A 25,035-nucleotide genomic window follows, 5' to 3' on the forward strand; every position below is an offset into this window, starting at 1 on the left:
CCATCACGCCACGATCTTGCCCACACCTCCCTCAAGATCCAAGTGAGACACGCTCTTAGCCGCCAGATTGCCGAGGCCGCCCGCCAGGGCGGCCAATGGCGCCACCCGCCCACCTGTATGCCGGGGCCGCGCCAGCGGCCAATGGCGCCACCCGCCCACCTGTATGCCGAGGCCGCGCCAGCGGCCAACGGCAACGCCGTTAGGCCCCCCGGGCCCTTCGTCCCCAGCCCGCTTTGCGCCCGGGCGGCCGAGTCAAGGGTGAGGCGAAGCCATCGCGCAGCGACGCCGAAGGCGCCCTTTACTCGGCCGCCCGGGCGTAAGACGATCGGGCACGAAGGGCGGTAAACCGGCAGCCCGCACGGCGACCGGCACCGCCCACCAACCCGTCAAACATCCCTAAACGAAACCAAAGATCAAGTAGCATCCGGATCCACCGGAGGCTTCTCCCCCGGCTTCAACGACTCCTCGGCCTTACCCGAAACCGCCGGATACCCGTTCGGCTTCGTGCTCCCGCCGCTCATCCCGTTCAACCCCAGCGGATCGGGGTCGCCGTCGAAGAGGTGGTTCGTGATCGCGCGGCGCGGGTCGAAGTTGCGCAGCTGCCGCAGGTCCTCCAGCGGCTTGCGGAACTCCTCGAACTCGGGGCCCATCTCGTCCCGCAGCTGCTGCCGCGCGCCGGTGGCGAACTCGCGCACCTTCCGCACACCCTTCGCCAGCCACGAGGCCGCCTCCGGCAGCCGTTCGGGGCCCAGGATGAACAGCCCGGCCACGATGAGCACGAGAATCTCGCCCCAGCCCACACTTTCGAACATCAGCGAACCTCCTCGTGACCCTTGCGGGCTCAGCGTACCCCGCTAATCGGAACCCAGGGTTACGTCGACGACAAGAGGTCTCCCCTGCCGGACCACCTGAACGGGGACGACCTCGCCCGCGTTGTGCGCACGCACGGCGACCGTGAGTTCGGCGGCATTGCGCACGAGCCGGTCGCCGACCTTCGTGATCACGTCGCCCTCGGCGATACCGGCCCGCGCGGCGGGCCCGCCGTCCGCGACGTTGAGCACCTGCGCGCCCTCCGACGTGTCCGCCGAGACCGAGGCCGCGTTGACGCCGATGTCGGCGTGCTTGACCTGACCGTTGCTGATGAGCACCTTCGCGATCTTCATCGCGTCGTCGGCGGGGATGGCGAACCCGATGCCGATGCTGCCGCCCTGCCCGGCCTCGCCGCTGTCGGTGCGGATCGACGAGTTGATGCCGACCAGCGCGCCCGTGGAGTCGACGAGCGCCCCGCCGGAGTTGCCGCGGTTGATGGGCGCGTCGGTCTGGATGGCGTCGTAGGTGACCGGCGGTTCGCCGTTCTCGCCCTGCGCCGTGATGGGCCGGTGCAGCGCGCTGACGATGCCCGCGGTCACGGTGTTCTGCAGGCCGAGCGGGGAGCCGACGGCGATCACGGAGTCACCCGGCTCCAGGTCGGCCGACTTGCCGATCTGGATCACCACGGGGTTGCGCACCGCCACCTTGATCACCGCGAGGTCGGTCTTCGGGTCGGTGCCCACGACCTTGGCCTCGGTGCGGGTGCCGTCGGTGAACACGGCGGTGATCTTGGCCTGCGGGTCGCTGGTGGCCAGCGAGATGACGTGGTTGTTGGTGATGGCGTAGCCCTGCGGGTCGATCATCACGCCCGAGCCGACGCTGCCCGTGTCCCCCGACTTGACCTCGATGGAGATCACCGCGGGCGACACGCGGGCCGCGATGTCGGCGATGGACCCGGGCGCCCGCTCCTTGCCCGCCTCCGCCTCGGAGATCGTGGCGGTGCCGGTGAGGGAGTTGCCGGTGCGCGCGATGCCCCAGCCGACGACGCCGCCCACCGCGCCGATCAGCAGGCAGATGACGCCGAGCAGGCCCAGCGCGACGGGCTTGACCCGGCGGCCGAACAGCACCTCGGGCAGGGAGAGCAGCGCACCCCGCGGCCGTTCCTCACCGTTCTTCTCGTCCTCGGCTTCCAGCGCCGGGCCGCCGAGCACGGCGGGGGCACCGGGATCGCGCCACGGGTCCGCCTTCTCGGCCCACAGCGGCGGCTCGGCCCCCTCGTTCGGGCTGCCCGTCCCGGTCGCCGGTCGCTGCAGCAGCACGTCCTCGGCACCGGGCGGCCGTCCGAACGCCTCGGCGAGCGACTCGGGCGCGGGCGGTTTGGTGATGATCGGCGCGGAGCTGCGCCCGTTCGGCACGTAGAGCTTGTCGAAAGCGCCGTCCACCCCCCGCGGCCTGCCGAACGCGGCGGCCTGCTCGGGGTCGACCGGGGGACGGTCCAGGGGTTTCGGGGCGAGCCTGGACTCGCCGGGGTTCTCCTCTGGCATGGTGGGCTGACTCATCGTTCCCCGGGGCTGGACGGACTTCGCGGGCTCGGCGGAACCCTACGCCACATGGTCTCGCCAGTACGGTGAAACGAGCGTCAGCGCCCCGGCGCGACCGGGGTGGTCGTGCTCGGCGTGGTCGTGGTGGTGCTGGTCGGCGCCGGCGGCTGGCCGCCGAACTGGGCCCGCAGCACGCCCGGCGTGCCCGCCGGCTGCGGCGTGACCGGCTCGCTGCCGCCACCGGAGGTCGCGACGATCGCGAGCGCGCTCAGCACGATGCCCGACACGACGACGCCGGCGCCCTGCGCGGCGCGCTTGCGGACGGAGCTGGACCGGTGCGAGTTGAGCACCGCGGAACCGTGGCCCAGCGCCGTGCTCGAACCGAGCGGCTGGGACGAACCGAGCACGGACGGCATGTGCCGCAGCCCGGCGACGCGGTCGGGCCGCTGGATCGCGACCAGCTGCCCGTCCTCGCTGACCGCGAGGTTGTCCGGTGACGTCGGCAGGTCGGTGTGCTCCGGGATCGCCCGCAGGCTCGCCAGGAAACCGGCCGACATGCTGGGGGCCCCGGCGCGTTTCACCGCGGCGCGGGCCTGCCGTTGCGCCGCCACCTCCGCGGCGCAGCACGGGCACCCGGCGATGTGCGAAGCGGCGCGGTCCCGTGCACCCAGCGACAGCTCACCGTCGACGAAGGCGACGACCGCGTCGGGAAGCAGATGCGACTCGGGAAGCAGACCCCGGCCTCGCAGATCGGTCATGCGGAAGCCTCCACGGAATCCTCCTTCAGCGCACGCCGCCGTTCGAGCGAGGCGCGCAGCGCCTGCCTGCCGCGGTGGATGCGGCTGCGCACCGTGCCCAGCTTAACGCCGAGCGTGGCGCCGATCTCCTCGTAGGACAGTCCTTCGACGTCGCACAGCACCACCGCGGCGCGGAACTCCGGCGGCAGCTCGTCGAGCGCGGCCTGCAGGTCCGGGTCGAGGTGCGAGTCGCTGTAGACCTGCTCCGGGCTCGGGTCGTCGCCGACGATCCGGTCGGTGTCCTCGGGCAGCCCCTCCATGCGCACCCGCGAGCGGCGGCGCGCCATGTCGAGGAAGAGGTTCGTGGTGATGCGGTGCAGCCAGCCCTCGAAGGTGCCTGGCTTGTAGGAGGCCAGTGACCGGAAGACCCGGATGAAGGTCTCCTGGGTGAGGTCCTCGGCGTCGTGGGTGTTGCCGGTCAGGCGGTACGCGAGCCGGTAGACCCGGTCGGCGTGTTCCCGCACCACCTCGTCCCAGGACGGCGGCGTCCACGCGGCCTCGTCGACCGTCACCGGCCGCCCCTCGGTCGCGAGCTGCTCGTTCATCGGGCTCTTCTGCATCGGCGGGGAAGGCACCTCCATCAGGCAGTTCTCCCTACTGCTCGGTCCAACGTGGTCCGGCCACGCCGTGTTCCCAACTGTTAGACCCGAGCTTGCCGGGTCTCCTTATGCGTCTAGTGAGATCCGACTGAGAGGCACCTGAGAGAAGTGTGCACGTCTTGCACGAATTTGGCGACGACCAGCGCTAACCTTTCCCGCGTGACCTCCGAGACGCACGCCGGCGTCACCGACTTCGCCGCGAGCTACCTGCCCGACGACGACGTCCTGCTGACCGCCCGCCTGCGCGCGGAGGACCTGGGCTGCGGCGCGCTCGACGCCGCGGCCGGCGCCACACTGTGCTTCCTGGCGGCGAGCCTGCGGGCGCGCGCGGTGGTCGAGATCGGCACCGGCACGGGGATCAGCGGGCTGTACCTGCTGCGGGGCATGGCGCCGGAGGGTGTGCTGACGTCCATCGACCTTGAACCGGAGTACCACCGGGTCGCGCGGAAGACGTTCGCTGAGGCCGGGTTCCCGCCGGGGCGCACGCGGCTGATCATGGGGCGCGCGCTCGACGTGCTGCCCAGGCTCACCAGCGGCGGGTACGACCTGGTGTTCGTCGACGCGGCGAGGGCGGAGTACCCGAGCTACTACGAGCACGGCGTGCACCTGCTGCGGCCGGGCGGGGTCATCGCGTTCCACGGGGTGCTGGCGCCGCGGGCGGACCCGGCCCGCCGTGATCCGGGTGTGCTGGCGGCCCGCGAGCTCGCCAGGGCCTTGCGCGAGGACGAGCGGCTCGTGCCCGCGTTGCTGCCCGTCGGTGCCGGGCTGCTGGTCGCGGCCGTGCGCGCCTGATTTTGTCGTACCCCTCGGCTACCGTGGCGCACGTCACGGGAAGGAGGAGGTGCGGTGCGGGAAGCGGTGGTCGAGGCGGCCCGGTTCCTCGCCGGGCGGTGCACGGAGGCGGTCACGCTGGGTGACGTGGCCGACCACGTCAGCTACAGCCCGTTCCACCTGGCGCGGGCCTTCGAGCGGGCGCACGGGCAGCCGCCGGGGCAGTTCCTGGCGGCGCACCGGTTCCAGCGGGCGAAGCAGTTGTTGCTGGCCACGGACGAGCGCGTGGTCGACATCTGCCACGAGGTGGGTTTCTCGTCGGTGGGCACGTTCACGACGCGCTTCACGGCGGCGGTCGGGCAGTCGCCGGCGCGGTTCCGGCAGCTGCCGGACGTCCTGGTGGACGATCCGCCACAGCCGTTGATCGTCCCCGGAACCGCTCGAGGTGGCGGCACGGTCACCGGCACGGTGCGGCTGAGCGCGGCCGCGCAGGCGGCGGTCGGCACGGCGTCGGTCTACGTCGGGCTGTTCCACAAGCGGACCGCACGGGGTTTCCCGGTGTGCGGCACACTCCTGGGCGAAACGGGCGATTTCCTGCTGGTCGACGTGCCGCCTGGGGCCTACTGGCTGCTCGCTTCGGCGCTGCCCGCGCGTGACGGCCCGGTCGCGCAGCTGGTCCCCCGCCGAGGCATCTCGGGGGCGGCGCGGGAGCCGGTGCACGTCACGCCGTGCCGCCCGGTGCACCACCGCGAGGTGTGGCTGGACGTGGCCCCGGAGTGGGACGCGCCGGTGCTCGTCGCCCTCCCGCCGCTGGCCTCGCCCCGGAACGCACCACGCCCGGTGCTCCTCCCGACAGGCAGCTGACGACGGGACGGCCCGGGGTGGCCTGCCTTCGGGAACGGCTGCCCCGGGGACCGTGGCTGCCTCCGGGGACCGGCGGGCAGCGGCGTCAGCGCTTCGCACGGGCCGCGCCCGCTGCGCGCCCCACCGCGATTCACCGCGACGTTCGGACCTCCGGCGCGCCCGGAGAACGGCCGCGCTCAGCCGCGCCCCTCACCGGCTCCCACCGCATCGCCTCCCGCAGCACGGCGGGCAGCGTCCCGCCGCACACCTGCCGCCCAGCCCCGCCTCGCCCCTCACCCGGCCCCGCCTCGCCCCTCCGCCCGGCCCAGCGCCCGGCCGCGCCTACCGGCGGCCTCCGCTCCGCGGTTCCCGCCGCGGGGGCTGCCCCGCCAGCGCCCGCCCCCGCCTAACGCCGACCGCCGCCGCTGCTCACCCACCCTGCAGCGCTCCGCGCCCAGCCGCCCCGCGCAACCTCCAACCCTCGGCCGCCACCGGCCACCTGGCGGCCAACCGCCACAACGCCCCCTCCGCCCGCCCCGCGGCCCGCACCGCCGCCCCGCGCCAACCTCCAACCCTCGCCCGCCGCCCGGCGCCCCGCGCCGACGTCCAACCCTCGACCGCCACCCCCGGCCGCCACCGACGGCCATCGCCACAACGCGCCGCCTCCAGCCGCCACCCGCGGCGGCCAACCACCCCGCGGCCGACCGCCGCCACAACTCACATCGCCGCACCCCGCCGCGCCGTCACCGCCACCGTCGCCACCGCGAGCAGCAGCCAGCAGACCGTCGCGGCGACCAGCCACGGCCAGCCGGCCTTCGCGTAGATCACGCTGCCCACCGTGCCGCCCACGCTGCTGCCCAGGTAGTACGACAGCGTGTACGTCCCCGACGCCTGGCCCCTCGCGCCCTCCGGCGCCTCCGCCGCGGCCCAGCTGTTCGCCACGGCGTGTGCCGCGAAGAAACCGCCCGTCAGCACCACGAACCCCAGCACCACGACCACCAGCGAATCCGGCAACGTGAGCAGCACCCCGGCCGCCGTGACGAGCAGCGCCCCCACCGCCGAACGCACCCGCCCGAACCGCCCGACCAGCCTGCCCACCGTCGCCGACGACACGGATCCCATCGCGTAAGCCAGGAACACCAGCGACGCGATCGCGGGCGACAGGTCCAGCGGCGCACCCGTCAGCCGGAACCCCGCCGCGTTGTACAACGCCACGAACGAGCCCATCGCCAGCAACGCCACCGCGTACTGCGCCAGCAGGATCGGCTTCCCCAGCGCCGCCGCGACCCCCGCGAGCACCCCGCGCAAAGGCCGCCCCAATGAAGACCGCGAACGCGCCCGCGTGGCCGGCGGCAGCGAAAGCACCGTCAGCACCGTGAACACCAGCCCCAGCCCGCCGACCACCGTGAGCGCCCCGTGGTACCCGAACGCCTCCGCGCTGAAGCCCGCCGCGAGCCTGCCGAGCATGCCGCCCACGGTGTTGCCCGCGATCATCGCGCCGACGGCCGCCGCCACGCCCTTCTTCCCCAGCTGCTCGACGAGGTAGGCCGCGGCGACGCCCGGGAACCCCGCGATCGCGATCCCCTGCAGCGCCCGCAGCACCAGCAGCACCCCGTACGACGGCGCGAGCGGCAGCAGCAGGCCGAGCACCGCCGACGCGATCACCGAGGTCAGGATCACCGGCCGCCGCCCCACGATCTCCGACAACGCCGCGATCGGCAGCACCGAGAGCGCCAGCGCCCCCGTCGCGACGCTGACCGCGAGCGACGCCGAACCCGGGTCCAGGTGGTACTGCGCGGCGAGCTGTGGCAACACGGGTTGCGGCGCGTACAGCAGTGCGAAGGACGAGATCCCGGCGGCGGCGACGGCCGTCTTGACGCGCCGGGTCTCGGCAGGGGCGGAAACGGCGAGGTCAGCAGCGGTCACCCCGTCGACGCTAAGCACTCCTAATCAATACGTCTAATACGTTCAAGTGGCAGTATCGATACCGTGCCGAATGAATTCGCGTCACCGTCCGCTGACCAGCGGCTCGTCACCGCGCTGGCCCCGCACCTGGCCCTGCTGTCGGCCCTGCGTGAAACGGGCAACATCACGCGCGCGGCCGACCTGCTCGGCATCCCCCAGCCCACGGTGAGCCGCCGCCTCGCCGCACTCGCCGACGCTCTCGGCGCGCCGATCACCGAACCCGTCGGCCGCGGCATCCGCCTGACCAGGGCGGGCACGATCCTCGCGGACACCGCCGCCCGCGCGCTCGCGACCGTCGAGGCCGGGGCGCGGCAGGCGCGGGAAGAGGTCGAGCCGGACCGCGGGCACGTCGTGCTCGGCTTCCTGCACCTGCTCGGCCGCTCGCTGGTGCCGAAGTTCGTGCGGGGCTTCCGCGAGCGCTACCCGAACGTCCGGTTCACGCTCGTGCAGGGCTCACGCCAGCACATCCTCGACCGGCTCGCCGCGGGCGAGCTCGACCTCGCGCTCGTCGCCCCGGTCCCGGACGACCCCGCACTGGCCTCGGTCGCGCTCGCCGAGCAGGACCTGCTGCTGTCCGTTCCCGAGGGACACCGCCTCGCCGGGCGTTCACGCATCCGGTTCGGCGAGCTCGCCGAGGAGCAGTTCGTGACCCTCGAACACGGCTACGGGCTCCGGCAGATCACCGACGCCCTGTGTGCCGAAGCGGGGTTCGAGCCGAGGATCGCGTTCGAGGGGCAGGAGTCCGACACCGTGCGCGGCCTCGTCGCGGCCGGGCTGGGTGTCGCGCTGCTACCGCGGTTCGGCCTCGAACCGCCGGCCGGGGTCGTCGAGATCCCGCTTTCGCCGAAGGTCAGCCGCACCATCTGCCTGACGTGGCCCGCGGCGGAGCGCTTCACGCCCGCGGTCCGGCTGTTCCGGGACCACGTGCGGGCTCAGGCGTAGGAGGCGGCCAGCTCCACCAGCGTGCGGGCGGCGAACCCGGTCGCACCCGGCACCACCTCGGCGTACGTCTTGTCGGCACGGGCCGGCCCCGCGATGTCGAGGTGCGCCCACGGCACGCCGTCGACGAACTCCCGCAGGAACAACGCGGCCGTGATGCCACCGGGACCGCCGGGAGCCTGCTTGACGTCGCCGAGCTCGCCGCGGACGGCTTCGGCGTGCGCTTCGAGCAGCGGCATCCGCCAGAACGCCTCGCCCGTGCGCTCCCCGGCCTCCGCGAGCCGCTTCGCGAGCTCGTCGTCCGTGGCGAACAGACCGCCGGTGCGCACGCCGAGCGCGACCTTCATGGCGCCGGTCAGCGTCGCCACGTCGACGACGGCGTCCGGGCGGAACCGGCGGATGCCGTAGACGAGGGCGTCCGCGAGGACCATGCGGCCTTCGGCGTCGGTGTTGCCGACCTCGGTGGTCTTCCCGCCGTAGTGGCGGACGACGTCGCCCGGCCGGTAGGAGCCGCCGGACACGTGGTTCTCCGCCGCGGGCACGAGCGCGGTCACGCGCACGTCGAGCCGCAGGGTGGCGATCGCCCGCAGCGCGGCGATCACCGCGGCCCCGCCCGCCATGTCGGTGCGCATGAGGTGCATGCCCTCGGCGGGCTTGATGGACAGGCCGCCAGTGTCGAACGTGATGCCCTTGCCGACGAACAGCAGGTGCTTCGCAGCGCCGCGCGGCCGGTAGGTCAGCTCGATGAGCCGGGGCGGGCTGGCGGAGCCGCCGCCGACGGCGAGCACCCCGCCGAAGCCCTGCTCGGCGAGCCAGGCCTCGTCACGGATCGTCGCCCGCACGCCGGGGGCGCCGGTCACGACCCGCTCGGCCGTCTCGGCGAGCCAGGCCGGGTTCTTGATGTTGGACGGGGTGTTCGCCAGGTCGCGGGCGAGCGCCGTCGCGGCGGCCAGCTCGCGGACACGGGCGACGGCATCCTGGTCAGCCGAAGCCGTGATCAACCGCAGCGTCCGCAGGCCGGGGCGCGTGTCCGCGCTGACCTTGAACTGGTAACCCCCCAGCAGCGCGCCGAGCACGAACTCGGGCACGCGCGCGTCCGGCGCCAGCTGGACCTGCACGTCCCGGGCCGGCTTCTCGCCGTCGGCCCGCGCCGCGCGCACCAGCGCGGCGCCGGCCGTGCGCCAGTCCTTCGCCGAGCCCTCCCCCACGCCGACGAGCCAGCGGAACTCGCCGTCGGCGTCACGCACGTCCCCGGCCTTGCCGGTGTCGACGACCGCGGTCGGCACGCCTCGGCGCGGCGACCCGGAGAGCTCGACGTCGATCAGGGGACTGGGCACGGGCGGCAGGGGAAAGCGCGGCAAGAAGGCCTCCGGAGGGGACGGCGAAAGACCGGCTGACCACTCGTCAGCCGGCGGGGAAGAGGAGGAGGTGAGACGGGTACTAGCTGGTGGCTTCCTGCAGGGCGACGCCCAGGTCCTTGGCCTCCTCGGCCGACAGTTCGACGACGAGTCGCCCGCCGCCCTCCAGCGGCACGCGCATCACGAGGCCCCGCCCCTCCTTAGTCACCTCGAGGGGACCATCTCCGGTCCGGGGCTTCATGGCCGCCATAGCGTGCTCCCTCCGTCTCAACCGGCGCGCCCGGGTCGCGCTTGTCTGAGCCAACCGGGTGTCGGTGTCATTCTCCCTCATCAACGCGGGCGTGCGAACGCGGACCGATCTTTTCGTGTTTGCATAGGTGCTGGTATGCGGCCTCCGTGCCGCGCGAACAGGCTTTGCTGCCAGGAGGAGACCCGTGACGACCGAAGAAGTGCTGCTGACCGCCGACGCCGACGGTGTGCGCACCCTGACGCTCAACCGGCCGAAGGCCTACAACTCGCTCACCGTCGAGCTCAAGGAGCGCCTGCTCACGGCGCTGCGCGAGGCCGCGGCCGCGCCGGAGGTGCGCGCAGTCGTGCTCACCGGCGCCGGGAAGGCGTTCTGCGCTGGGCAGGACCTGAAGGAGCACGTGGGCCTGCTGCAGTCGGGCGACGACGCGCCGCTGCGCACCGTCGCCGAGCACTACAACCCCATCGTCCGCGCCATCGTGGACATGCCGAAGCCGGTCGTCGCGGCCGTCAACGGGCCGGCCGCGGGGGCGGGCGCGGCCTTCGCCTACGCCTCCGACCTGCGGATCGCGGCAAGCTCGGCCAACTTCCTGATGGCGTTCGCGAACGTCGGGCTCGGCCCCGACTCGGGTGCGTCGTGGACGTTGCAGCGGCTCGTCGGCTACGGCCGCGCGGCCGAGCTGATGCTGCTCGCGCGGACCGTCGAGGCGGACGAGGCGTTGCGGCTGGGACTGGTCGGCGAGGTGGTGCCGGACGAGGAGCTGGCGGATCGGGCGCACGCCGTCGCGGCGAAACTCGCCGCCGGGCCGACGGTCAGCTACGCCAAGATCAAGGAGGTGCTGACCACCGCCGCGGAGAGCACGCTGGAGGAGGCGCTCGCCGCCGAGGACGCCGCGCAGACCGCGCTCGGCGCCACGGCCGACCACCGCGAGGCGGTCGAGGCGTTCGTCGCCAAGCGCAAGCCCGTCTTCCAGGGCAAGTGACGGGTCAGGCGGCGCGGAAGCAGCCGGTGAGGTGGTCGTCGACCATGCCCGTGGCCTGCATCAGCGCGTAGCAGGTGGTGGGGCCGACGAACGCGAAGCCGCGTTTCTTCAGCTCACGGGCCATGGCCGTCGACTCCGGCGTGATCGCCGGGACGTCGGCCATGGTTTCCGGGCGCTGCCGGGGCCCGGCCGGGGCGAAGGACCACAGCAGCTCGTCGAGCGGCCGGTCCAGCCCGGCGACGGCACGGGCGTTGGTGATCGCCGCCTGGATCTTCGCCCGGTTCCGGATGATCCCGGGGTCGGCGAGCAGGCGCGCGACGTCGTCCTCACCGAACGCGGCCACCTTCTCGGGCACGAACCCCTCGAAGGCCCGGCGGAACGCCTCGCGCTTGCGCAGCACGGTGATCCAGGACAGCCCGGACTGGAACGCTTCGAGGCAGAGCCGCTCGTACAGGGCGTCGTCGCCGTGCAGCTCCACCCCCCATTCGGTGTCGTGGTAGACGACGTATTCGGGGGCGCTGTTGCCCCACGGACACCGGAACACGCCGTCCTCACCCGGTGCGGCGGTCACGGCACCCCCATCGTGTAGTCGGCGGCGAACTCGGCGAACCGCTTCAGCGAGCGGTGCACCCCGATCCCGAACGCCGGCCGCACGACCGGCCAGCCGAGCCTGCCGAGCAGCCCGAAGGGGATGTCGAGGCTCTCGGTCCAGACGCACGTGGAGGACTGCGGCCCGCGCGGCTGCACGTGGAAGGCCCCGCTGCCGCGGACGACCGAACCGAGGTGCCGCACGGTGCACCGCAGCGGCGGTTCCCACGTGGTGATCTCCATCAGGTCGGTGAAGCCGATCCCCTTGACGCCGGTGAACGCGGCGAGCCGCGACCCGACGCTGCGCCCGTCACCCGACACGACGCGCACGTCGGTGCCGAGCATCCACTCGCCCTGCCGCGTCCAGTCGGTGAGCGCGAGCCAGGTGGTCCCTGCGGGGGCGGCGACGTCGACGGAGAAGACGAGGTCGGACATCAGGACTGTCCCGCGCGCTGCGCTTCCAGCTCGGCGATCCGGTCACGCAGCGTGTCGATCTCGGCGCCGAGCCTGCGCACCACCCAGTCCACTTCGGACATCTTGTACCCGCGCAGGACCAGCTGGAACTTCACCGCCCGCACGTCCTCGCCGGTGATGTCGCGGACCGGCAGCCGGGTGGGTGAGCTGCCCGGCGGCAGGGGGGCCAGCTCCTCGCCGCGCCCGAACACCACGGCGGCCAGCAGGAACACCACCGCGGCGACGAGCAGCATGACAACGAGGTAGATGAGCGCGGTCGTCACGGGTCGATCGTGGCACACCGGCGGCCGCGGTGTCCGGAGCGACTGGGAATCGGGGCCGCCGGGATGTCATCCTGGGGAGGTAGAGGTCTGGAGGAGTCTTGTTGCAGCTGTTGATCCGGCTGGTGCTGGCACCGCTGGCCCGGCTGGTGTACCGGCCCGAGGTCCACGGAGCGGAGAACGTCCCGCTGACGGGGCCCGTGATCCTGGCGTCGAACCACCGGGCGGCGGTGGACACGTTCGTCATCCCGATCGTCGCGCCGCGCCCGGTGTCGTTCCTCGGGAAGGCCGAGTACTTCACCGGCAGAAGTCCCAAGGCGCGGCTGGTCGCCGGCTTCCTCCGCGGGCTGAACTACGTACCGGTCGAGCGCGGCAACGCGGCGGCCGGGATGGCGGCGCTGGAGGCGGCGCGCAAGGTGCTGGAGGCGGGCGGCGCGTTCGGCATCTACCCCGAGGGCACCCGGTCACTGGACGGGCGCGTGCACCGCGGGCACACCGGCGTCGGGGCGCTGGCACTGACCACGGGCGCGAAGGTGGTGCCCGTGGCGCTGACCGGCACGGAGAAGATGCTGCCGATCGGCAAGAAGGTCCCCCGGCTGGCGAAGGTGTGCGTCCGGTTCGGCAAGCCGCTCGACTTCTCGCGGTACGCGGGCATGGAGAACTCGCCCGCCATCCGCAGGGCGGTGACGGACGAGATCATGTACGCGATCCTGGAGCTGTCGGAGCTCGAGTACGTGGACCGCTACCACAAGCGGCCCGGCGAAGCGGCGTGAGGCAGAGGCTTCGCGGCACTTCTCCGAGCTGCTGGACGCGGTCGAGCGGGGCGAGACCATCGTGGTCCGGCGCAAGGGGAAGCGGATCGCGATGATCGCCCCTGCTCCTCGGGCGAATGCCGCTGTGGTCAACGAGGTCCTGGCTGAGTGGCGGGGTAGCCCGCCCTCGACGACAGATTCGCCGAGAACGTCGCGTCAGTCCGCGATGCGGTCGAGCCCCCTGGACCGGGACCCGTGGCTCGGTTGAGCCTCGACACCGGTGTCCTGATCAGCGCCGTTCGCCCCTGTGCGCAGGGACCAGGATCCGGCCCGGGCCGCTGCGCAGCGAGCTTTCCTCGACCGGCTCCTCGAAGCCATGCCCGTGATCCCTTACGACGAACACACCGCGACGGTCCCTGCGGAGTTGCTCGATCACACGTGGCGCACGGGCCACGAACGCTGGCCGCTGGACCTGATGATCGCCGCCATCGCGAGGGCGGCGGGGCGGGTCCTGGTGACCACCGACGTCGCGGCGCGCTTCGACGAGCGGCCCGGTGTCGAGGTCCGGACCGTCCCTACCTGAGCCACTTCGCCACGTCGGGCGCCTCGTACTCCGCGAAGGCGTCCAGCAGCGCGGCCGGGTCCGAGTCGACGAACAGCAGGTCGCGGTGCTCCTGCCGGAGGAAGCCCTCCGCGACCATGTGGTCGGCGAACTCGCGCAGCGGGCGGTAGTACCCGGCGACGTCCACGAGCCCGAGCGGCTTCGCGTGCAGGCCGAGCTGCGCCCACGTCCAGATCTCCGCCAGCTCCTCCAGCGTGCCCGCACCACCGGGCAGCGCGAGGAAGCCGTCGGACAGCTCGGCCATCTTCGCCTTGCGCTCGTGCATGTCGGCGGTCACGTGCAGTTCGGTCAGGCCCGCGTGCGCGATCTCGACCCGCTTCAGGTGCTGCGGGATGACACCGAAGACCTCGCCGTCGGCGGCCAGCGCCGCGTCGGCGACGATGCCCATGATGCCCACGCTCGCCCCGCCGTAGACGAGCCCGATGCCGCGCTCCGCCAGCAGCTTGCCGAGCGCGGCGGCCTGCTCGGCGTACACCGGGTCGCGGCCCGTGGACGAACCGCAGAAAACGCAGATCCGGCGCACTAGTGCGTGTCCTCCCAAGCCTTGTACGACTCCAGCACGACGCGCACCGCGTCGTCGATGTCGTCGGTGACGTGCAGCAGCGCGAGGTCCTTCTCGCCGATCTTGCCCTCGCCGTACACGGTGCTCTTCACCCAGTCGTACAACCCGCCCCAGTACGACCGTCCGAACAGGACGACCGGGAACTTCGTGACCTTCTTGGTCTGCACCAGTGTCAGCGCCTCGAACAGCTCGTCGAGCGTGCCGAACCCGCCGGGCAGGCAGATGAAGGCCTGTGCGTACTTGATGAACATCGTCTTGCGGGTGAAGAAGTACCGGAAGTTCACCCCGAGGTCCACCCACGGGTTGAGGCCCTGCTCGAACGGCAGCTCGATGCCCAGCCCGATGGACAGCCCGCCCGCCTCGGAGGCACCGCGGTTCACCGCCTCCATCGACCCCGGCCCGCCGCCGGTGATCGCCGCGAACCCGGCGTGCGCGAGCGCCGCACCGATCTTGCGGCCCAGCTCGTACTCGGGGTGGTCGCGCGGGGTGCGGGCGGAACCGAACACGGTCACCGCGCGCGGCACCTCGGCGAGCGCGCCGAAGCCCTCGACGAACTCGGCCTGGATGCGCAGCACCCGCCACGGGTCGGTGTGCACCCAGTCGCTCGGCCCCCGTGCGTCGAGCAGCCGCTGGTCGGTGGTGCTGTCCTCGTGCCGGCTGTCCCGCCGCAGCACGACCGGTCCGCGGTGCTTCTCGCGGGGGTGCTCCGGGTAGTCGGTGCTTTCGTCCACTGTCACCTTCGCGAGCCTATCCGGGAGACAGAAACTCGCGCAGCACGCTGGCCACCTGCCTGATTTCCGCCGCGTGAACGAACTCTTCGCGTGTGTGCGCGAGCGTCGGGTCGCCGGGGCCGAAGTTCACCGCGGGCATGCCCAGCGCGGCGAAGCGCGCCACGTCGGTCCAGCCCAGCTTCGCGGCCGCCTGCCCGCCCGCCGCGCGCACCAGCTCCGCCGCCGCCGGCGCCGACAAGCCGGGCAACGCACCTGGTGAGGAGTCCACGACGGACACGTCGAACCCGTCGAACACCTCGCGCACGTGTGCCTCCGCCTGTTCGGGCGTGCGGTCCGGCGCGAACCGGAAGTTCACCGCGAGCACCGCCTCGTCCGGCACGACGTTGCCCGCCACGCCACCGGAGATCCGCACCGCCTGCAGCCCCTCCCGGTACCGCAGCCCGTCGATCTCCACCTCCCGCGCCTGGTACGCCTCCAGCCGCCGCAGCGGCTCGCCGAGCGCGTGGATCGCGTTGACCCCCATCCACGCGCGGGCGGTGTGGGCGCGACGGCCTTCAGTGCGCAGTTCGACGCGCATGGTGCCCTGGCAGCCCGCCTCGACGACCGCGTTCGACGGCTCGCCGACGATCGCCAGATCGGCCCGCAGCCAGTCGGGCAGCTCGCGCTCGATGCGGCCGAGGCCGTTGCGGACCGCCTCGACCTCCTCGCAGTCGTAGAAGACGAAGGTGACGTCGTGGCGCGGCTCGCGCACCGTTGCTGCCAGGCTCAGGAAGACCGCGTCGCCACCCTTCATGTCGACCGTGCCGAGGCCGTGCAGGGTGTCGCCGTCGCGGCGCAGCGGCAGGTTCTGGTTGACCGGCACGGTGTCGAGGTGCCCGGCGAGGATGACGCGCGACGGACGGCCGAGGTGGGTGCGCGCGAGCACGGCGTCGCCGTTGCGGACGACCTCCAGGTGCCCGGCCTGCCTGGTCAGCGCCTCCTGCACGGCGTCCGCGATCGCCGCCTCCTCCCCCGAGACGCTCGGGATGTCCACCAGCTCGGCGGTGATGTCGACGGGATCGGCGTACAGGTCCAGTGCCATGACCAGGACCTTAACCGGGCCGCGTACGGTGTCAGCGTGCGCAAGCCTCTGGTAGTTCTCGCCCTCGCACTCGCGCTGGCCGGGTGCAGTGGCGAAGCCGGTCCCACGCCTAAGGGCGCCGGTTCGGCGACCACGCCCGAAGCGCTCGCGACGAAGCTGCGGGTGTACACCGCCGACACGTGCTACACCGCCCCCGCGAAGCAGACGCCGAAGGGCTGCGAGAAGTACGTGACCGAGCTGGGCAGCTCGACGGGCATGGTGCGCGAGCAGGCAGGCACCAAGCACCCCGAGCTGAACCGCCTCGCCGACCAGCTCGACAAGAACGTCGGCGCGTACCGCGGCGCGCACTGCGAGACCGTCATGACCGCGGGAACCCCCTGCTCAGCGACGTTGTCGGACCTCGCGAACACGCTGCGCGACCTCAAGCAGTTCGTCGACACCCAGCTGGTCAACGGCTGAGCCGGGGTCGGTTACGGTGTGGACCGTGAGCGAAGAGACCCCGAACCCCGAGACGACCGGCGCCTCCGGCGTCGGGCTGGCGACCGTCACGACCGACGGCACCGTGCTGGACACCTGGTTCCCGCACCCGAAGCTGTGCGACCCGGGCAAGGCGGGGACGGAGCGCCTCTCGCGCGAGCAGGCCGTCGAGGCGCTGGGTGAGGACGCCGCCGCGCTGCTGGGCCCCGACGACGCCCGCGGTGTCGAGGTGGTCGCCGTGCGCACCACGATCGCCAGGCTCGCCGACGCCCCGGCCGACGCGTACGACGTCTACCTGCGTCTGCACCTGCTCTCGCACCGCCTGGTCCAGCCGCACGGGCAGAGCCTCGACGGCATCTTCGGCCTGCTGGCCAACGTGGTGTGGACCAACCACGGCCCGTGCCAGGTCGAGGGCTTCGAGAGCACCCGCCTGCGGCTGCGTGCCCGCGGCCCGGTGACCGTCTACAGCGTCGACAAGTTCCCGCGGATGGTCGACTACGTGATGCCCGGCGGTGTCCGGATCGGGGACGCGGACCGCGTGCGCCTCGGCGCGCACCTCGCGCCCGGCACGACCGTGATGCACGAGGGCTTCGTGAACTTCAACGCCGGCACGCTGGGCGCGTCGATGATCGAGGGCCGCGTCTCGGCCGGGGTCGTCGTGGGCGACGGCACCGACGTCGGCGGCGGCGCCTCGATCATGGGCACGCTGTCCGGTGGCGGCAAGGAGGTCATCTCGCTCGGCGAGCGCTGCCTCATCGGCGCCAACGGCGGGGTCGGCATCTCGCTGGGCGACGACTCCGTCGTCGAGGCCGGGCTGTACATCACGGCGGGCACGAAGGTCACCGTCGAGGGCCGGTCGGTCAAGGCGCGGGAGCTGTCGGGCATCTCGAACGCCCTGTTCCGCCGCAACTCGACCACCGGCGCCGTCGAGGTGGTGCCGCGGGCGGGCGCGACCGTCGAGCTCAACGCCGCTCTGCACGCGAACTGACGTAACCGTCCGGGCGCACGAGGACCTCGGTCCCGTCTGAGGCGTCGTAGGCGGCGAAGGCGTGCCCTTCGGTGTCGACGACGTACGTGCCCGACGCCGTCTGCCCCGGCCGTAGCACCGCGTACGCGTGTGGCTCCGCCGGGGCGGGCGCGCCGAACACGAGCCGCGTCGCGTGCGGGCCGCGGAACAGCTCGAACAGCCGGACCGGGTTTCCGTCCGCGTCCTTCACCGGCGCGTCCGGGGCGCGGTCGCCCGGCACCAGCACCCCCTCCGTGGTGCGGTAGCTGATGTCCAGCTGCCGGGTGTTCTCACCGCGCTCGTGCGCGTCCTCGCTGCCTTCGACGTACTTGTGCAGGAGCTCGGTGGTGACGCCCAGGACGCGTGCCGCCACGGCACGCCGCTCGGTTTCGTAGCTGTCGAGCAGTTCGGGTGAGCCGTCGGCGAGCTTCCAGCCGAGGTTGTACGCGTCCTGCACGCCGGTGTTGAGCCCCTGCCCGCCCGTCGGCGGGTGCACGTGGGCCGCGTCCCCGGCGAGGAACACCCGGCCGACGCGGAACCGCTCCGCGAGGCGCACGTTCGGCCGCCACACCGTCGACCACGCGAGCTTCTCCAGCCGCACACCCGCCCTCAGCTCGTCGAGCTTGGCCTGCAACGTCTCGAGCGTCGGGTCCGCGTCCTCCTCGCCGAGCGGCGCGCCGAACTGGAACAACCCCTCGCTCGGCAGCGGGCTCATCACCACCCCGGACATCGGGTCGGCCTCGGTCGCGAACCAGTACCCGTAGGCCGGATCGAGGTCGGCCGCGACGTCGCCGAGCAGCATCCGGATCGACTCGTCGGTGACCCCCTCGAACGCGATGCCCAGTGCCTTGCGGACGGAACTGCGGCCGCCATCGGCGCCCACGAGGTACGCCGCCTGCACGACCTCGCCCGTGGACAGCGTCGCCGTGACCCCGTCGGCGTCCTGCTCGAACCCGGTCAGCCCGGTGTTCAGCTCCACGTGCACGCCGAACTCGGCGAGCCGGGCACGCAGGATCCCCTCGGTCCGCGACTGCCCCAGCATCCAGCTGTTGGGGTACGGCACATCAGGGCGCGGCTCCTGGAGCGGCGCCATCCACCGCTCCTCCACGTACCGCCCGCCGAGGTGGACGCGGATCGGCGCGGGCAGGGACCCGGCGGCCAGCACGTCGTCGAGCATGCCCAGGTCCTCGAACACTTCGAGGGTGCGTGGCTGCAGCCCGTCGCCACGGGAGCCCGCGAAGAACTCGGTCGCCTTGTCGACGACTCGCACGTCGATGCCCCGCCTGGCGAGCTCGATGGCCAGGGTCAGCCCGGTCGGACCGCCACCCGCGATGAGGACGTTCATGGATGAATCTCCATTCACTGAATTTAGATTCAGTGTGCCCGCTGCTAGCGTTCCATGTCAAGGAGGTGCCGTGAAACGCAGCGAGAAGGCGGCCGAGACGGAGACGGCGCTCAAGGCGGCGGCCAAGCGGCTGTTCGCCGAGCGCGGCTACCTGAACACGAAGATCACCGACATCACGGCGGCGGCCGGGCGCGCGGCGGGGTCCTTCTACAACCACTTCGGCAGCAAGGAGGAACTGCTCGAAGCACTGCTGGCGGACATCTCGGCCGACAGCGACGAAGCCGCGGCGACGGAGGGGCACAAGTCGGACTTCTCCGACCCCGACGCGGTCCGCTGGCACGTCAAGGCGTACCTGGACTTCCACCGCGCCAACGCGGCGACGATGCTGGCGATGCGGCAGGCGGCGCTGGTGAACGAGGACTTCGCCGAGAAGTTCGCCCACTTCGGCGAGGTCCAGCGACGGGATCTGATCGGCCACCTGGCGGGCCTCGACCTGCCCGCCCCGCCGGAGGTCAGCGTCGCGCTGATGTCCGCACTGGTCGACGGCTTCGTGGAACTCGCCCCGGCGGGACTGTCCGAAGAGGACTTGACGGAGGCGCTGACCCGGTTCGTCTACCGGGGACTCACGGGCAAGGACTACTAGCCGCCCAACCGCTCCGCGGCCGCTTCGACGCGTTCGTCCGTCGCGGTCAGGGCGACTCGGACGTGCTGCCCGCCCTTCGGGCCGTAGAAGGTGCCGGGGGCGACCAGGATGCCGCGCTCGGCGAGCCAGTTCACCGTCGCCCAGGCGTCCTCGCCTCGGGAGGCCCACAGGTAGAGCCCCGCTTCGGAGTGGTCGATCGTGAAACCGTTGTCCTGCAACGCCTTCTGCAGCACCGTGCGGCGGCGGGCGTAGCGCTCCCGCTGCGTCGCGAGCACGTCGTCCTCGGCGAGGGCGACCGTGATCGCCTCCTGCACGGGGCGCGGCACGATCATCCCGGCGTGCTTGCGCACCTCCAGCAGCCGCGCCACCACCGCCGGATCACCCGTGACGAACCCCGCGCGGTAGCTGGCCAGGCTGGCCGACTTGGACAGCGAGTGCACGGCGAGCAGACCCGTCGTGCTGCCGCCGCTGACCGACGGGTGCAGGATCGAGACCGGCTCGGCCTCCCAGCCGAGCGCGAGGTAGCACTCGTCCGACACGACGAGCACGTCCCGCTCGCGCGCCCACTCGACGACCTTGCGCAGGTGGTCGACGCCGAGCACGCGCCCGGTCGGGTTGGACGGCGAGTTGAGCCAGATCATCGCCGGGCGCTGCGGCCCGAGCGCGAAGAGACTGTCCGAGCGCAGCACGGACGCCCCCGCGAGCAACGCACCGACCTCGTACGTCGGGTACGCCAGCTCCGGGATCACCACGGTGTCCCCGGGCCCGACGCCGAGCAGCTTCGGCAGCCAGGCGACCAGCTCCTTCGAACCGATCGTCGGCAGCACGGCGTCCGGCTCCAGGCCGGTGACGCCGTGCCGCCGCCGGAGCGCGTCGATCGCGGCCGCCCGCAGCTCGGGCGTGCCGTGGGTCTGCGGGTAACCGGGGATCTCCGACACCGAGGCCAGCGCCTCCCGGATGCGCGGCGCGACCGGGTCGACGGGGGTGCCGACGGACAGGTCGACCACGCCACCCGGGTGGGCGTTCGCGGTCGCCTTGGCCCCGGCGAGGGAGTCCCAGGGGAAGTCGGGCAGTGCGGTCATTCGCCCTGCGGGGGCAGGTCCTTGATCCACTGCGGGTCGTCGCTGGTCTTGCCGACCTTGGAGGCACCGCCGGGGGATCCGAGCTTTTCGAAGAAGTCCGCGTTCGCCTTGGTGTAGGCCGCCCAGTCGTCGGGGACGTCGTCCTCGTAGTAGATGGCTTCCACCGGGCACACCGGCTCGCAGGCGCCACAGTCCACGCACTCGTCGGGGTGGATGTAGAGCATCCGGTCACCCTCGTAGATGCAGTCGACTGGGCACTCGTCGATGCACGCCTTGTCGAGCACGTCGACGCAGGGCTCGGCGATCACGTAGGTCACTGCGCACTCCTGCTGTGTGAATGAGATCCAGCTACGACCTCGGACATTACGCGTTCCTGGCCCGCCATTCCCAGGTAAGGGCACCCTTAGGTCGGCACAATGGACCGCATGGACGCGACCGGAACCCTGGAGCTGCTGTGTGCCGACGCCTGGCGTGCCGTCACCGAGGAGAAACTCGGTGATTGGCGCCTTCGGGCCGCTGGTGGGTTCACCGGTCGCGCCAACAGCGCGCTCGCCGTCGGCGACCCCGGCATGCCCGTCGAGGAGGCCCTGGCGCGGGTGTGTGACTTCGCCCACGCCCACGGCATCCCGCCCGTCGTGCACGCCGTCGAGGGCAGCGAGACCGAGCAGGCGGTGGAGGCCGCGGGCTGGGTGCCGAACACCGGTCACGCCGCCGGGCACCTCGTGTCGGTGCTGCTCGGGCCGCTCGGCCGGGGCGCGGACGGGGTCGAGTTCCTACCCGCGCCGTCTCCCGACTGGTGGGAGCTGACGGCGGGCGCACGCGAGCCATCGCCGGCGCAACGGCACGTGCTCACGACAGGCGAGATCGGCTACGGCGTGGCTGATGTCACGGCGGGTGCCGTGCGGGCCGCGATCACCGGCGACCTGCTGCACATCTCACGTCTCGCCGTCCGCCCGGAGCACCGGCGGCGGGGGCTGGCGAAGGCGCTGATGGCGGCCTCGGGCGTCTGGGCCGCCGAGCGCGGCGCGACCGAGTGCGTGCTGCAGGTCGCGGTGGACAACGCGCCCGCGCTGGCGCTCTACGAGGCGCTGGGGTTCCGCGAGCACCATCGGTACCGGTACTGGGTGCCAGCGTGCGAGGATCGCTCCCTGTGAAGGTTGTCGTACTAGTCGGCGGGGTGGGCGGCGCCCGCTTCCTGCTCGGCGTCAAGGCCGCGCTCGGCCTCCCCCCGGTCGGTCCAGGGAACTCACCCCACGAGGTCACCGCCGTCGTCAACACCGGCGACGACGTGTGGATGCACGGGCTGCGGATCTGCCCGGACCTCGACACGTGCATGTACACGCTCGGCGGCGGGGTCGACACCGAACGCGGCTGGGGGCATAGCGGCGAGACGTGGGTCGTCAAGGAGGAGCTGGCCGCCTACGGGGCCGAGCCGAGCTGGTTCGGGCTCGGCGACAAGGACATCGCGACGCACCTGATCCGCAGCCAGATGCTGCGCGCGGGCTACCCGCTCTCGGCGATCACCGAGGCGCTGTGCGACCGGTGGCAGCCGGGCGTGCGGCTGCTCCCGATGACCGACGACCGGGTCGAGACGCACGTGGTGGTCGACGACCCGGAGGAGGCCGGGCAGCGCAAGGCGCTGCACTTCCAGGAGTGGTGGGTGCGGTACCGCGCGGAGCTGCCCGCGCACTCGATCGTGCCGGTCGGAGCGGACGAGGCGAAACCGGGCCCGGGCGTGCTGGAAGCGATCGCCGAGGCCGACGCCGTGTTGTTCGCGCCGTCGAACCCCGTCGTGTCGGTCGGCACCGTGCTGGCCGTGCCCGGGGTGCGTGAAGCCCTGCGCAAGACCGCGGCCGGTGTCGTGGGCATCTCCCCCATCATCGGCGGGAAGGTCGTGCGCGGCATGGCCGACGCGTGCCTGACCGCCATCGGCGTGGAGACCTCGGCGGAGGCGGTGGGCCGCCACTACGGCTCGCGGCAGACGTCGGAGGACGGGCTGCTCGACGGCTGGCTGGTCGCGTCGGGCGAGACGGTGCACGTCCCCGGGGTGGCCGTGCAGGCGGTGCCGCTGCTGATGACCGACGTGGACGCCACCGCGGCGATGGCCCGCGCGGCACTCGAACTGTCCGGAGTGGACGTTGACTGAGCATTCCACGGACCGGCTGGAGGTCCTGCCGGTCGAGGGCCTGCCGGAGTTCCGGCCCGGCGACGACCTGACGGGCGCGATCGCCTCGGCGGCGCGGTGGCTGCGGTCCGGCGACGTCGTCGTGGTCACCAGCAAGATCGTGTCGAAGGCCGAGGGCCGGCTCGTCCGGGTGCCGGAGGACCCGGAGGCGCGCGACGCGGAGCGGCGGCGGCTCGTCGAGGAGGAGGCGGTGCGCGTGCTGGCCCGGTTCGGCCGCACGCTCATCACGCAGAACCGCATCGGCATCGTGCAGGCGGCTTCCGGTGTCGACGCCTCCAATGTGGACAAGGGCGAGATCGCGCTGCTGCCCGCCGATCCCGACGCTTCGGCGCTGGCGTTGCGCAACGGGCTGCGGGAACGGCTCGGCGTCGAGGTCGCCGTCGTCATCACGGACACGATGGGCCGCGCGTGGCGCGTCGGGCAGACCGACGCCGCGATCGGCTCGTCGGGCCTGGAGGTGCTGCACTCCTACGAGGGTGAGGTCGACGGGCAGGGCAACGAGCTGCAGGTCACCGAGATCGCCGTGGCGGACGAGATCGCCGCGGCGGCGGATTTGGTCAAGGGCAAGCTGAAGGCGACACCGGTCGCCGTGGTGCGCGGACTGTCCCTCGTGGACGACGGTTCGACGGCCCGGAAGCTGGTCCGCCCGGTCGAGGAGGACATGTTCCGCCTCGGCGTCACGGAGGCGATCGCGCAGGGCCGCCGTGAAGCGGTGCCCGCCCGCCGGTCCGTTCGCCGGTTCACCGACGAGGCGGTCGATCCCGGGGCGCTGCGCCGGGCGATCGCCGCGGGGCTCACCGCGCCGGCGCCGCACCACACGAAACCGGTGCGGTTCGTGTGGCTGCGTGACCGCGGCCTGCGCACGAAACTGCTGGAGGCGATGCGGGAGTCGTGGCGCGCGGACCTGCGCGGCGACGGGTTCACGGACGAGCAGATCGCGCGGCGCGTGAGCCGCGGCGACATCCTGTTCCAGGCGCCCGAGGTCGTCCTGCCGTTCCTGGTGCCCGACGGCGCGCACACGTATCCGGACGACCGGCGCAACGCCTGCGAGCGCACGATGTTCACGGTCGCGGGTGGCGCGGCGGTGCAGGGTTTCCTGGTCGCGCTGGCGGCGGAGGACCTGGGCTCGTGCTGGATCGGCTCGACGATCTTCGCGGCGGACGTGGTGCGGGACGTGCTGGGGCTCGGCGCGGAGTGGCAGCCGCTGGGCGCCGTCGCGGTCGGGCACCCGGTTGCGGTGCCCGGACGCGGGCCGCTGGAGCCCGGCGAAGGACTGGTGGAACTGTGACACTGCACGCCGACGCTCTGTCCACTCTGGACAAATGGCGTCCCGCTTCCGCGGCGCAGGAGTCGTTGCGGCAGGCGTTCCTGGGGTTCCTGGCGGCACGGGAGGACGCGTGCTCGCGTTCGTGCGAGGCCGGGCACATCACGGCTTCGGCGGTGCTGCTCGACGCGGACGGTTCGCGGGTGCTGCTGACGTTGCACCCGCGAGTCGGCCGGTGGCTGCAGCTCGGCGGGCACTGCGAGGAGTCGGACCCCTCGCTCGTGGAAGCGGCCCTGCGGGAGGCGCGGGAGGAGTCCGGGATCGAGGACCTGCGGATCGAACCGGAGCCGGTGCACCTGGACGTGCACCCGATCACGTGCTCGCTCGGCGTGCCGACGCGGCACTTCGACGTGCGGTTCGCGGTGCGCGCGCCGCGCGGGGCGGAGCCGGTGCGCAGCGACGAGTCGGACGACCTGCGGTGGTGGCCGGTCGACGCGCTGCCCGCGGGCTCGGAGGACCTGGCGGAGCTGGTGGCGGCGGCCCGATGATCGTCCGCGTCGATCCGGGGTCGTCCGTGCCGCCGTACGAGCAGGTGCGGTCGTCGCTGGCGGAGCAGATCAACGACGGGCGCCTGGCGGTCGGCACGCGGCTGCCGACGGTGCGGCAGCTGGCGGCGGACGTGGGCATCGCGCCGAACACGATCGCCCGCGCGTACCGGGAGCTGGAGGAGGCCGGGCTCATCGAGACGCGGGGGCGGGCGGGAAGTTTCGTGTCGTCCTCGGGGGATGAGTCGCGGCGGGTGGTGCGTGAGGCGGCGGTGACGTACGCGGAAACTTGCCGGGCGGTGGGGGTGGCTCCGGAGGAGGCTTTGGCGATCGTGAAGGCGGCTTTGGGGGTTTAGGTGGGGCGGGTGTCGTGCCTCGGTGACCGGGCGCTGGGCGCCCTCGTTCCGGCCCCACCCCCGCCCCGATCCTTTAGGGTTCAACGGCCGCTCGGGGCGTGTAAAGGGCGCCTTCGGCGTCGCTTCGCGATGAGGCTCCGCCTCACCCTTGACACGCCGGAGCGGCCGTAAGTGCGGCTGGGGATCGGGGCGGGGGTGGGCGGTGGGGCC

Annotated in this window: 30 protein-coding genes and 1 pseudogene; 15 read left to right on the forward strand and 16 right to left on the reverse strand. The window is 72.6% G+C overall.

Going from position 1 to position 25,035, the window contains the following annotated elements:
• Positions 1-413 precede the first annotated feature (413 nt).
• The 4 genes from tatB to sigE all read right to left on the reverse strand — a co-directional run bounded on the left by tatB (position 414) and on the right by sigE (position 3,729).
• Positions 414-812 (reverse strand): Sec-independent protein translocase protein TatB, encoded by a 399-nt coding sequence (gene tatB, locus ABFX51_RS22490; protein WP_091511779.1) that lies wholly within the window; start codon positions 810-812, stop codon positions 414-416.
• A gap of 42 nt (positions 813-854) precedes the next feature.
• The gene (locus ABFX51_RS22495) at positions 855-2,369 is read right to left on the reverse strand and encodes a S1C family serine protease (protein ID WP_091511777.1); all 1,515 of its coding nucleotides are present in this window, start codon (positions 2,367-2,369) and stop codon (positions 855-857) included.
• A gap of 80 nt (positions 2,370-2,449) precedes the next feature.
• A complete protein-coding gene (locus ABFX51_RS22500; RefSeq protein ID WP_091511774.1) occupies positions 2,450-3,109 on the reverse strand; it encodes a zf-HC2 domain-containing protein in 660 nt (219 codons plus the stop codon).
• Complete coding sequence (sigE, locus tag ABFX51_RS22505) at positions 3,106-3,729, reverse strand: RNA polymerase sigma factor SigE (protein ID WP_091511771.1); 624 nt, start codon at positions 3,727-3,729, stop codon at positions 3,106-3,108. The genes ABFX51_RS22500 and sigE overlap by 4 nt, the downstream gene beginning before the upstream one ends.
• A 177-nt stretch (positions 3,730-3,906) precedes the next feature.
• On the opposite strand from sigE, the gene ABFX51_RS22510 reads away from it, so the two are divergent.
• Positions 3,907-4,539, forward strand: coding sequence for an O-methyltransferase (locus tag ABFX51_RS22510; protein ID WP_091511769.1), 633 nt, complete (start codon positions 3,907-3,909; stop codon positions 4,537-4,539).
• Positions 4,540-4,593: 54 nt separating this feature from the next.
• On the forward strand, positions 4,594-5,382 hold the full coding sequence (locus ABFX51_RS22515; RefSeq protein WP_091511766.1) for a helix-turn-helix transcriptional regulator: 789 nt from the start codon (positions 4,594-4,596) through the stop codon (positions 5,380-5,382).
• A gap of 696 nt (positions 5,383-6,078) precedes the next feature.
• On the opposite strand, the gene ABFX51_RS22520 is transcribed toward ABFX51_RS22515, so the two are convergent.
• Positions 6,079-7,287: an MFS transporter gene (locus tag ABFX51_RS22520; RefSeq protein ID WP_346054823.1), complete on the reverse strand. Its 1,209-nt coding sequence runs from the start codon at positions 7,285-7,287 to the stop codon at positions 6,079-6,081.
• A 63-nt stretch (positions 7,288-7,350) separates the two neighbouring features.
• Between ABFX51_RS22520 and ABFX51_RS22525 the strand changes: the two genes are divergently transcribed.
• Positions 7,351-8,268, forward strand: coding sequence for a LysR family transcriptional regulator (locus ABFX51_RS22525; protein WP_346054824.1), 918 nt, complete (start codon positions 7,351-7,353; stop codon positions 8,266-8,268).
• On the opposite strand, the gene ABFX51_RS22530 is transcribed toward ABFX51_RS22525, so the two are convergent.
• Both ABFX51_RS22530 and ABFX51_RS22535 read right to left on the reverse strand, forming a co-directional pair.
• Positions 8,259-9,626, reverse strand: a complete 1,368-nt coding sequence (locus ABFX51_RS22530; protein ID WP_091511759.1) for a leucyl aminopeptidase family protein — start codon at positions 9,624-9,626, stop codon at positions 8,259-8,261. The genes ABFX51_RS22525 and ABFX51_RS22530 overlap by 10 nt on opposite strands.
• A 79-nt stretch (positions 9,627-9,705) precedes the next feature.
• Positions 9,706-9,873, reverse strand: coding sequence for a DUF3117 domain-containing protein (locus ABFX51_RS22535; RefSeq protein ID WP_081617745.1), 168 nt, complete (start codon positions 9,871-9,873; stop codon positions 9,706-9,708).
• A gap of 184 nt (positions 9,874-10,057) precedes the next feature.
• Here ABFX51_RS22535 and ABFX51_RS22540 point away from each other — a divergent pair, with 184 nt between their 5' ends.
• Complete coding sequence (locus ABFX51_RS22540; RefSeq protein WP_091511756.1) at positions 10,058-10,852, forward strand: enoyl-CoA hydratase-related protein; 795 nt, start codon at positions 10,058-10,060, stop codon at positions 10,850-10,852.
• Between the two features lie 4 nt (positions 10,853-10,856).
• Here ABFX51_RS22540 and ABFX51_RS22545 read toward each other — a convergent pair whose 3' ends face one another.
• The 3 genes from ABFX51_RS22545 to ABFX51_RS22555 are packed head-to-tail and all read right to left on the reverse strand — an operon-like array spanning position 10,857 to position 12,177.
• Complete coding sequence (locus ABFX51_RS22545) at positions 10,857-11,423, reverse strand: DNA-3-methyladenine glycosylase I (RefSeq protein ID WP_091511754.1); 567 nt, start codon at positions 11,421-11,423, stop codon at positions 10,857-10,859.
• Complete coding sequence (locus ABFX51_RS22550; protein ID WP_091511752.1) at positions 11,420-11,875, reverse strand: SRPBCC family protein; 456 nt, start codon at positions 11,873-11,875, stop codon at positions 11,420-11,422. The genes ABFX51_RS22545 and ABFX51_RS22550 overlap by 4 nt, the downstream gene beginning before the upstream one ends.
• The gene (locus tag ABFX51_RS22555; RefSeq protein WP_091511749.1) at positions 11,875-12,177 is read right to left on the reverse strand and encodes a DivIVA domain-containing protein; all 303 of its coding nucleotides are present in this window, start codon (positions 12,175-12,177) and stop codon (positions 11,875-11,877) included. The genes ABFX51_RS22550 and ABFX51_RS22555 overlap by 1 nt, the downstream gene beginning before the upstream one ends.
• A 98-nt stretch (positions 12,178-12,275) precedes the next feature.
• On the opposite strand from ABFX51_RS22555, the gene ABFX51_RS22560 reads away from it, so the two are divergent.
• The 3 genes and pseudogenes from ABFX51_RS22560 (at position 12,276) to ABFX51_RS22570 (ending at position 13,509) form a co-directional block, all read left to right on the forward strand.
• A complete protein-coding gene (locus tag ABFX51_RS22560) occupies positions 12,276-12,947 on the forward strand; it encodes a lysophospholipid acyltransferase family protein (protein ID WP_091511747.1) in 672 nt (223 codons plus the stop codon).
• A gap of 16 nt (positions 12,948-12,963) precedes the next feature.
• Positions 12,964-13,194: pseudogene (locus tag ABFX51_RS22565) on the forward strand (type II toxin-antitoxin system Phd/YefM family antitoxin); the annotation flags it as partial.
• 39 nt (positions 13,195-13,233) lie between these two features.
• Positions 13,234-13,509 (forward strand): PIN domain-containing protein, encoded by a 276-nt coding sequence (locus tag ABFX51_RS22570; RefSeq protein ID WP_346054825.1) that lies wholly within the window; start codon positions 13,234-13,236, stop codon positions 13,507-13,509.
• Here ABFX51_RS22570 and ABFX51_RS22575 read toward each other — a convergent pair.
• The 3 genes from ABFX51_RS22575 to dapE are packed head-to-tail and all read right to left on the reverse strand — an operon-like array spanning position 13,502 to position 15,922.
• Complete coding sequence (locus tag ABFX51_RS22575; protein WP_346054826.1) at positions 13,502-14,071, reverse strand: LOG family protein; 570 nt, start codon at positions 14,069-14,071, stop codon at positions 13,502-13,504. The two genes, ABFX51_RS22570 and ABFX51_RS22575, sit on opposite strands and share 8 nt — an antisense overlap.
• The gene (locus ABFX51_RS22580; protein WP_425425853.1) at positions 14,071-14,847 is read right to left on the reverse strand and encodes an LOG family protein; all 777 of its coding nucleotides are present in this window, start codon (positions 14,845-14,847) and stop codon (positions 14,071-14,073) included. Before ABFX51_RS22580 ends, ABFX51_RS22575 begins: the two co-directional genes overlap by 1 nt.
• Before the next feature lie 10 nt (positions 14,848-14,857).
• Positions 14,858-15,922, reverse strand: a complete 1,065-nt coding sequence (dapE, locus tag ABFX51_RS22585; RefSeq protein ID WP_346054827.1) for a succinyl-diaminopimelate desuccinylase — start codon at positions 15,920-15,922, stop codon at positions 14,858-14,860.
• A gap of 36 nt (positions 15,923-15,958) precedes the next feature.
• Between dapE and ABFX51_RS22590 the strand changes: the two genes are divergently transcribed.
• Positions 15,959-16,381, forward strand: coding sequence for a lipoprotein (locus tag ABFX51_RS22590; protein WP_346054828.1), 423 nt, complete (start codon positions 15,959-15,961; stop codon positions 16,379-16,381).
• 25 nt (positions 16,382-16,406) lie between these two features.
• Positions 16,407-17,387, forward strand: a complete 981-nt coding sequence (gene dapD / locus ABFX51_RS22595) for a 2,3,4,5-tetrahydropyridine-2,6-dicarboxylate N-succinyltransferase (protein ID WP_346054830.1) — start codon at positions 16,407-16,409, stop codon at positions 17,385-17,387.
• On the opposite strand, the gene ABFX51_RS22600 is transcribed toward dapD, so the two are convergent.
• The gene (locus ABFX51_RS22600) at positions 17,362-18,750 is read right to left on the reverse strand and encodes an FAD-dependent monooxygenase (protein WP_346054831.1); all 1,389 of its coding nucleotides are present in this window, start codon (positions 18,748-18,750) and stop codon (positions 17,362-17,364) included. The genes dapD and ABFX51_RS22600 overlap by 26 nt on opposite strands.
• A gap of 70 nt (positions 18,751-18,820) precedes the next feature.
• On the opposite strand from ABFX51_RS22600, the gene ABFX51_RS22605 reads away from it, so the two are divergent.
• Positions 18,821-19,393, forward strand: a complete 573-nt coding sequence (locus tag ABFX51_RS22605) for a TetR/AcrR family transcriptional regulator (protein WP_346054832.1) — start codon at positions 18,821-18,823, stop codon at positions 19,391-19,393.
• Here ABFX51_RS22605 and dapC read toward each other — a convergent pair.
• Positions 19,390-20,475, reverse strand: a complete 1,086-nt coding sequence (gene dapC / locus ABFX51_RS22610) for a succinyldiaminopimelate transaminase (protein ID WP_346054833.1) — start codon at positions 20,473-20,475, stop codon at positions 19,390-19,392. The two genes, ABFX51_RS22605 and dapC, sit on opposite strands and share 4 nt — an antisense overlap.
• The gene (gene fdxA, locus ABFX51_RS22615; RefSeq protein WP_091511729.1) at positions 20,472-20,792 is read right to left on the reverse strand and encodes a ferredoxin; all 321 of its coding nucleotides are present in this window, start codon (positions 20,790-20,792) and stop codon (positions 20,472-20,474) included. Before fdxA ends, dapC begins: the two co-directional genes overlap by 4 nt.
• Before the next feature lie 108 nt (positions 20,793-20,900).
• Between fdxA and ABFX51_RS22620 the strand changes: the two genes are divergently transcribed.
• Genes ABFX51_RS22620 through ABFX51_RS22640 form a run of 5 tightly spaced genes read left to right on the forward strand, consistent with a single transcriptional unit; the run spans position 20,901 to position 24,825 of the window.
• Complete coding sequence (locus ABFX51_RS22620) at positions 20,901-21,629, forward strand: GNAT family N-acetyltransferase (RefSeq protein WP_346054834.1); 729 nt, start codon at positions 20,901-20,903, stop codon at positions 21,627-21,629.
• Positions 21,626-22,621, forward strand: coding sequence for a 2-phospho-L-lactate transferase (cofD, locus tag ABFX51_RS22625; RefSeq protein ID WP_091511728.1), 996 nt, complete (start codon positions 21,626-21,628; stop codon positions 22,619-22,621). The genes ABFX51_RS22620 and cofD overlap by 4 nt, the downstream gene beginning before the upstream one ends.
• Positions 22,614-23,948 carry a coenzyme F420-0:L-glutamate ligase gene (locus tag ABFX51_RS22630; RefSeq protein ID WP_346054835.1) on the forward strand — a complete coding sequence of 445 codons (1,335 nt, stop codon included), beginning with the start codon at positions 22,614-22,616 and terminating at the stop codon, positions 23,946-23,948. Before cofD ends, ABFX51_RS22630 begins: the two co-directional genes overlap by 8 nt.
• Complete coding sequence (locus ABFX51_RS22635; protein WP_346054836.1) at positions 23,945-24,472, forward strand: NUDIX hydrolase; 528 nt, start codon at positions 23,945-23,947, stop codon at positions 24,470-24,472. The genes ABFX51_RS22630 and ABFX51_RS22635 overlap by 4 nt, the downstream gene beginning before the upstream one ends.
• The gene (locus ABFX51_RS22640) at positions 24,469-24,825 is read left to right on the forward strand and encodes a GntR family transcriptional regulator (protein ID WP_346054837.1); all 357 of its coding nucleotides are present in this window, start codon (positions 24,469-24,471) and stop codon (positions 24,823-24,825) included. The genes ABFX51_RS22635 and ABFX51_RS22640 overlap by 4 nt, the downstream gene beginning before the upstream one ends.
• Positions 24,826-25,035: the final 210 nt, after the last annotated feature.

This window comes from Amycolatopsis dongchuanensis (genome assembly GCF_039542405.1).
Classification (GTDB): domain Bacteria; phylum Actinomycetota; class Actinomycetes; order Mycobacteriales; family Pseudonocardiaceae; genus Amycolatopsis_E; species Amycolatopsis_E sacchari.

Bases quoted from the DNA above. Each gene is read 5' to 3' on its own strand.
- ABFX51_RS22620 (WP_346054834.1), top strand. From the start codon at position 20,901: ATGGACGCGACCGGAACCCTGGAGCTGCTGTGTGCCGACGCCTGGCGT.
- sigE (WP_091511771.1), bottom strand. From the start codon at position 3,729: ATGGAGGTGCCTTCCCCGCCGATGCAGAAGAGCCCGATGAACGAGCAG.
- ABFX51_RS22495 (WP_091511777.1), bottom strand. From the start codon at position 2,369: ATGAGTCAGCCCACCATGCCAGAGGAGAACCCCGGCGAGTCCAGGCTC.
- ABFX51_RS22550 (WP_091511752.1), bottom strand. From the start codon at position 11,875: ATGTCCGACCTCGTCTTCTCCGTCGACGTCGCCGCCCCCGCAGGGACC.
- ABFX51_RS22535 (WP_081617745.1), bottom strand. From the start codon at position 9,873: ATGGCGGCCATGAAGCCCCGGACCGGAGATGGTCCCCTCGAGGTGACT.
- dapC (WP_346054833.1), bottom strand. From the start codon at position 20,475: ATGACCGCACTGCCCGACTTCCCCTGGGACTCCCTCGCCGGGGCCAAG.
- ABFX51_RS22640 (WP_346054837.1), top strand. From the start codon at position 24,469: ATGATCGTCCGCGTCGATCCGGGGTCGTCCGTGCCGCCGTACGAGCAG.
- dapE (WP_346054827.1), bottom strand. From the start codon at position 15,922: ATGGCACTGGACCTGTACGCCGATCCCGTCGACATCACCGCCGAGCTG.
- ABFX51_RS22600 (WP_346054831.1), bottom strand. From the start codon at position 18,750: ATGAACGTCCTCATCGCGGGTGGCGGTCCGACCGGGCTGACCCTGGCC.
- tatB (WP_091511779.1), bottom strand. From the start codon at position 812: ATGTTCGAAAGTGTGGGCTGGGGCGAGATTCTCGTGCTCATCGTGGCC.
- ABFX51_RS22500 (WP_091511774.1), bottom strand. From the start codon at position 3,109: ATGACCGATCTGCGAGGCCGGGGTCTGCTTCCCGAGTCGCATCTGCTT.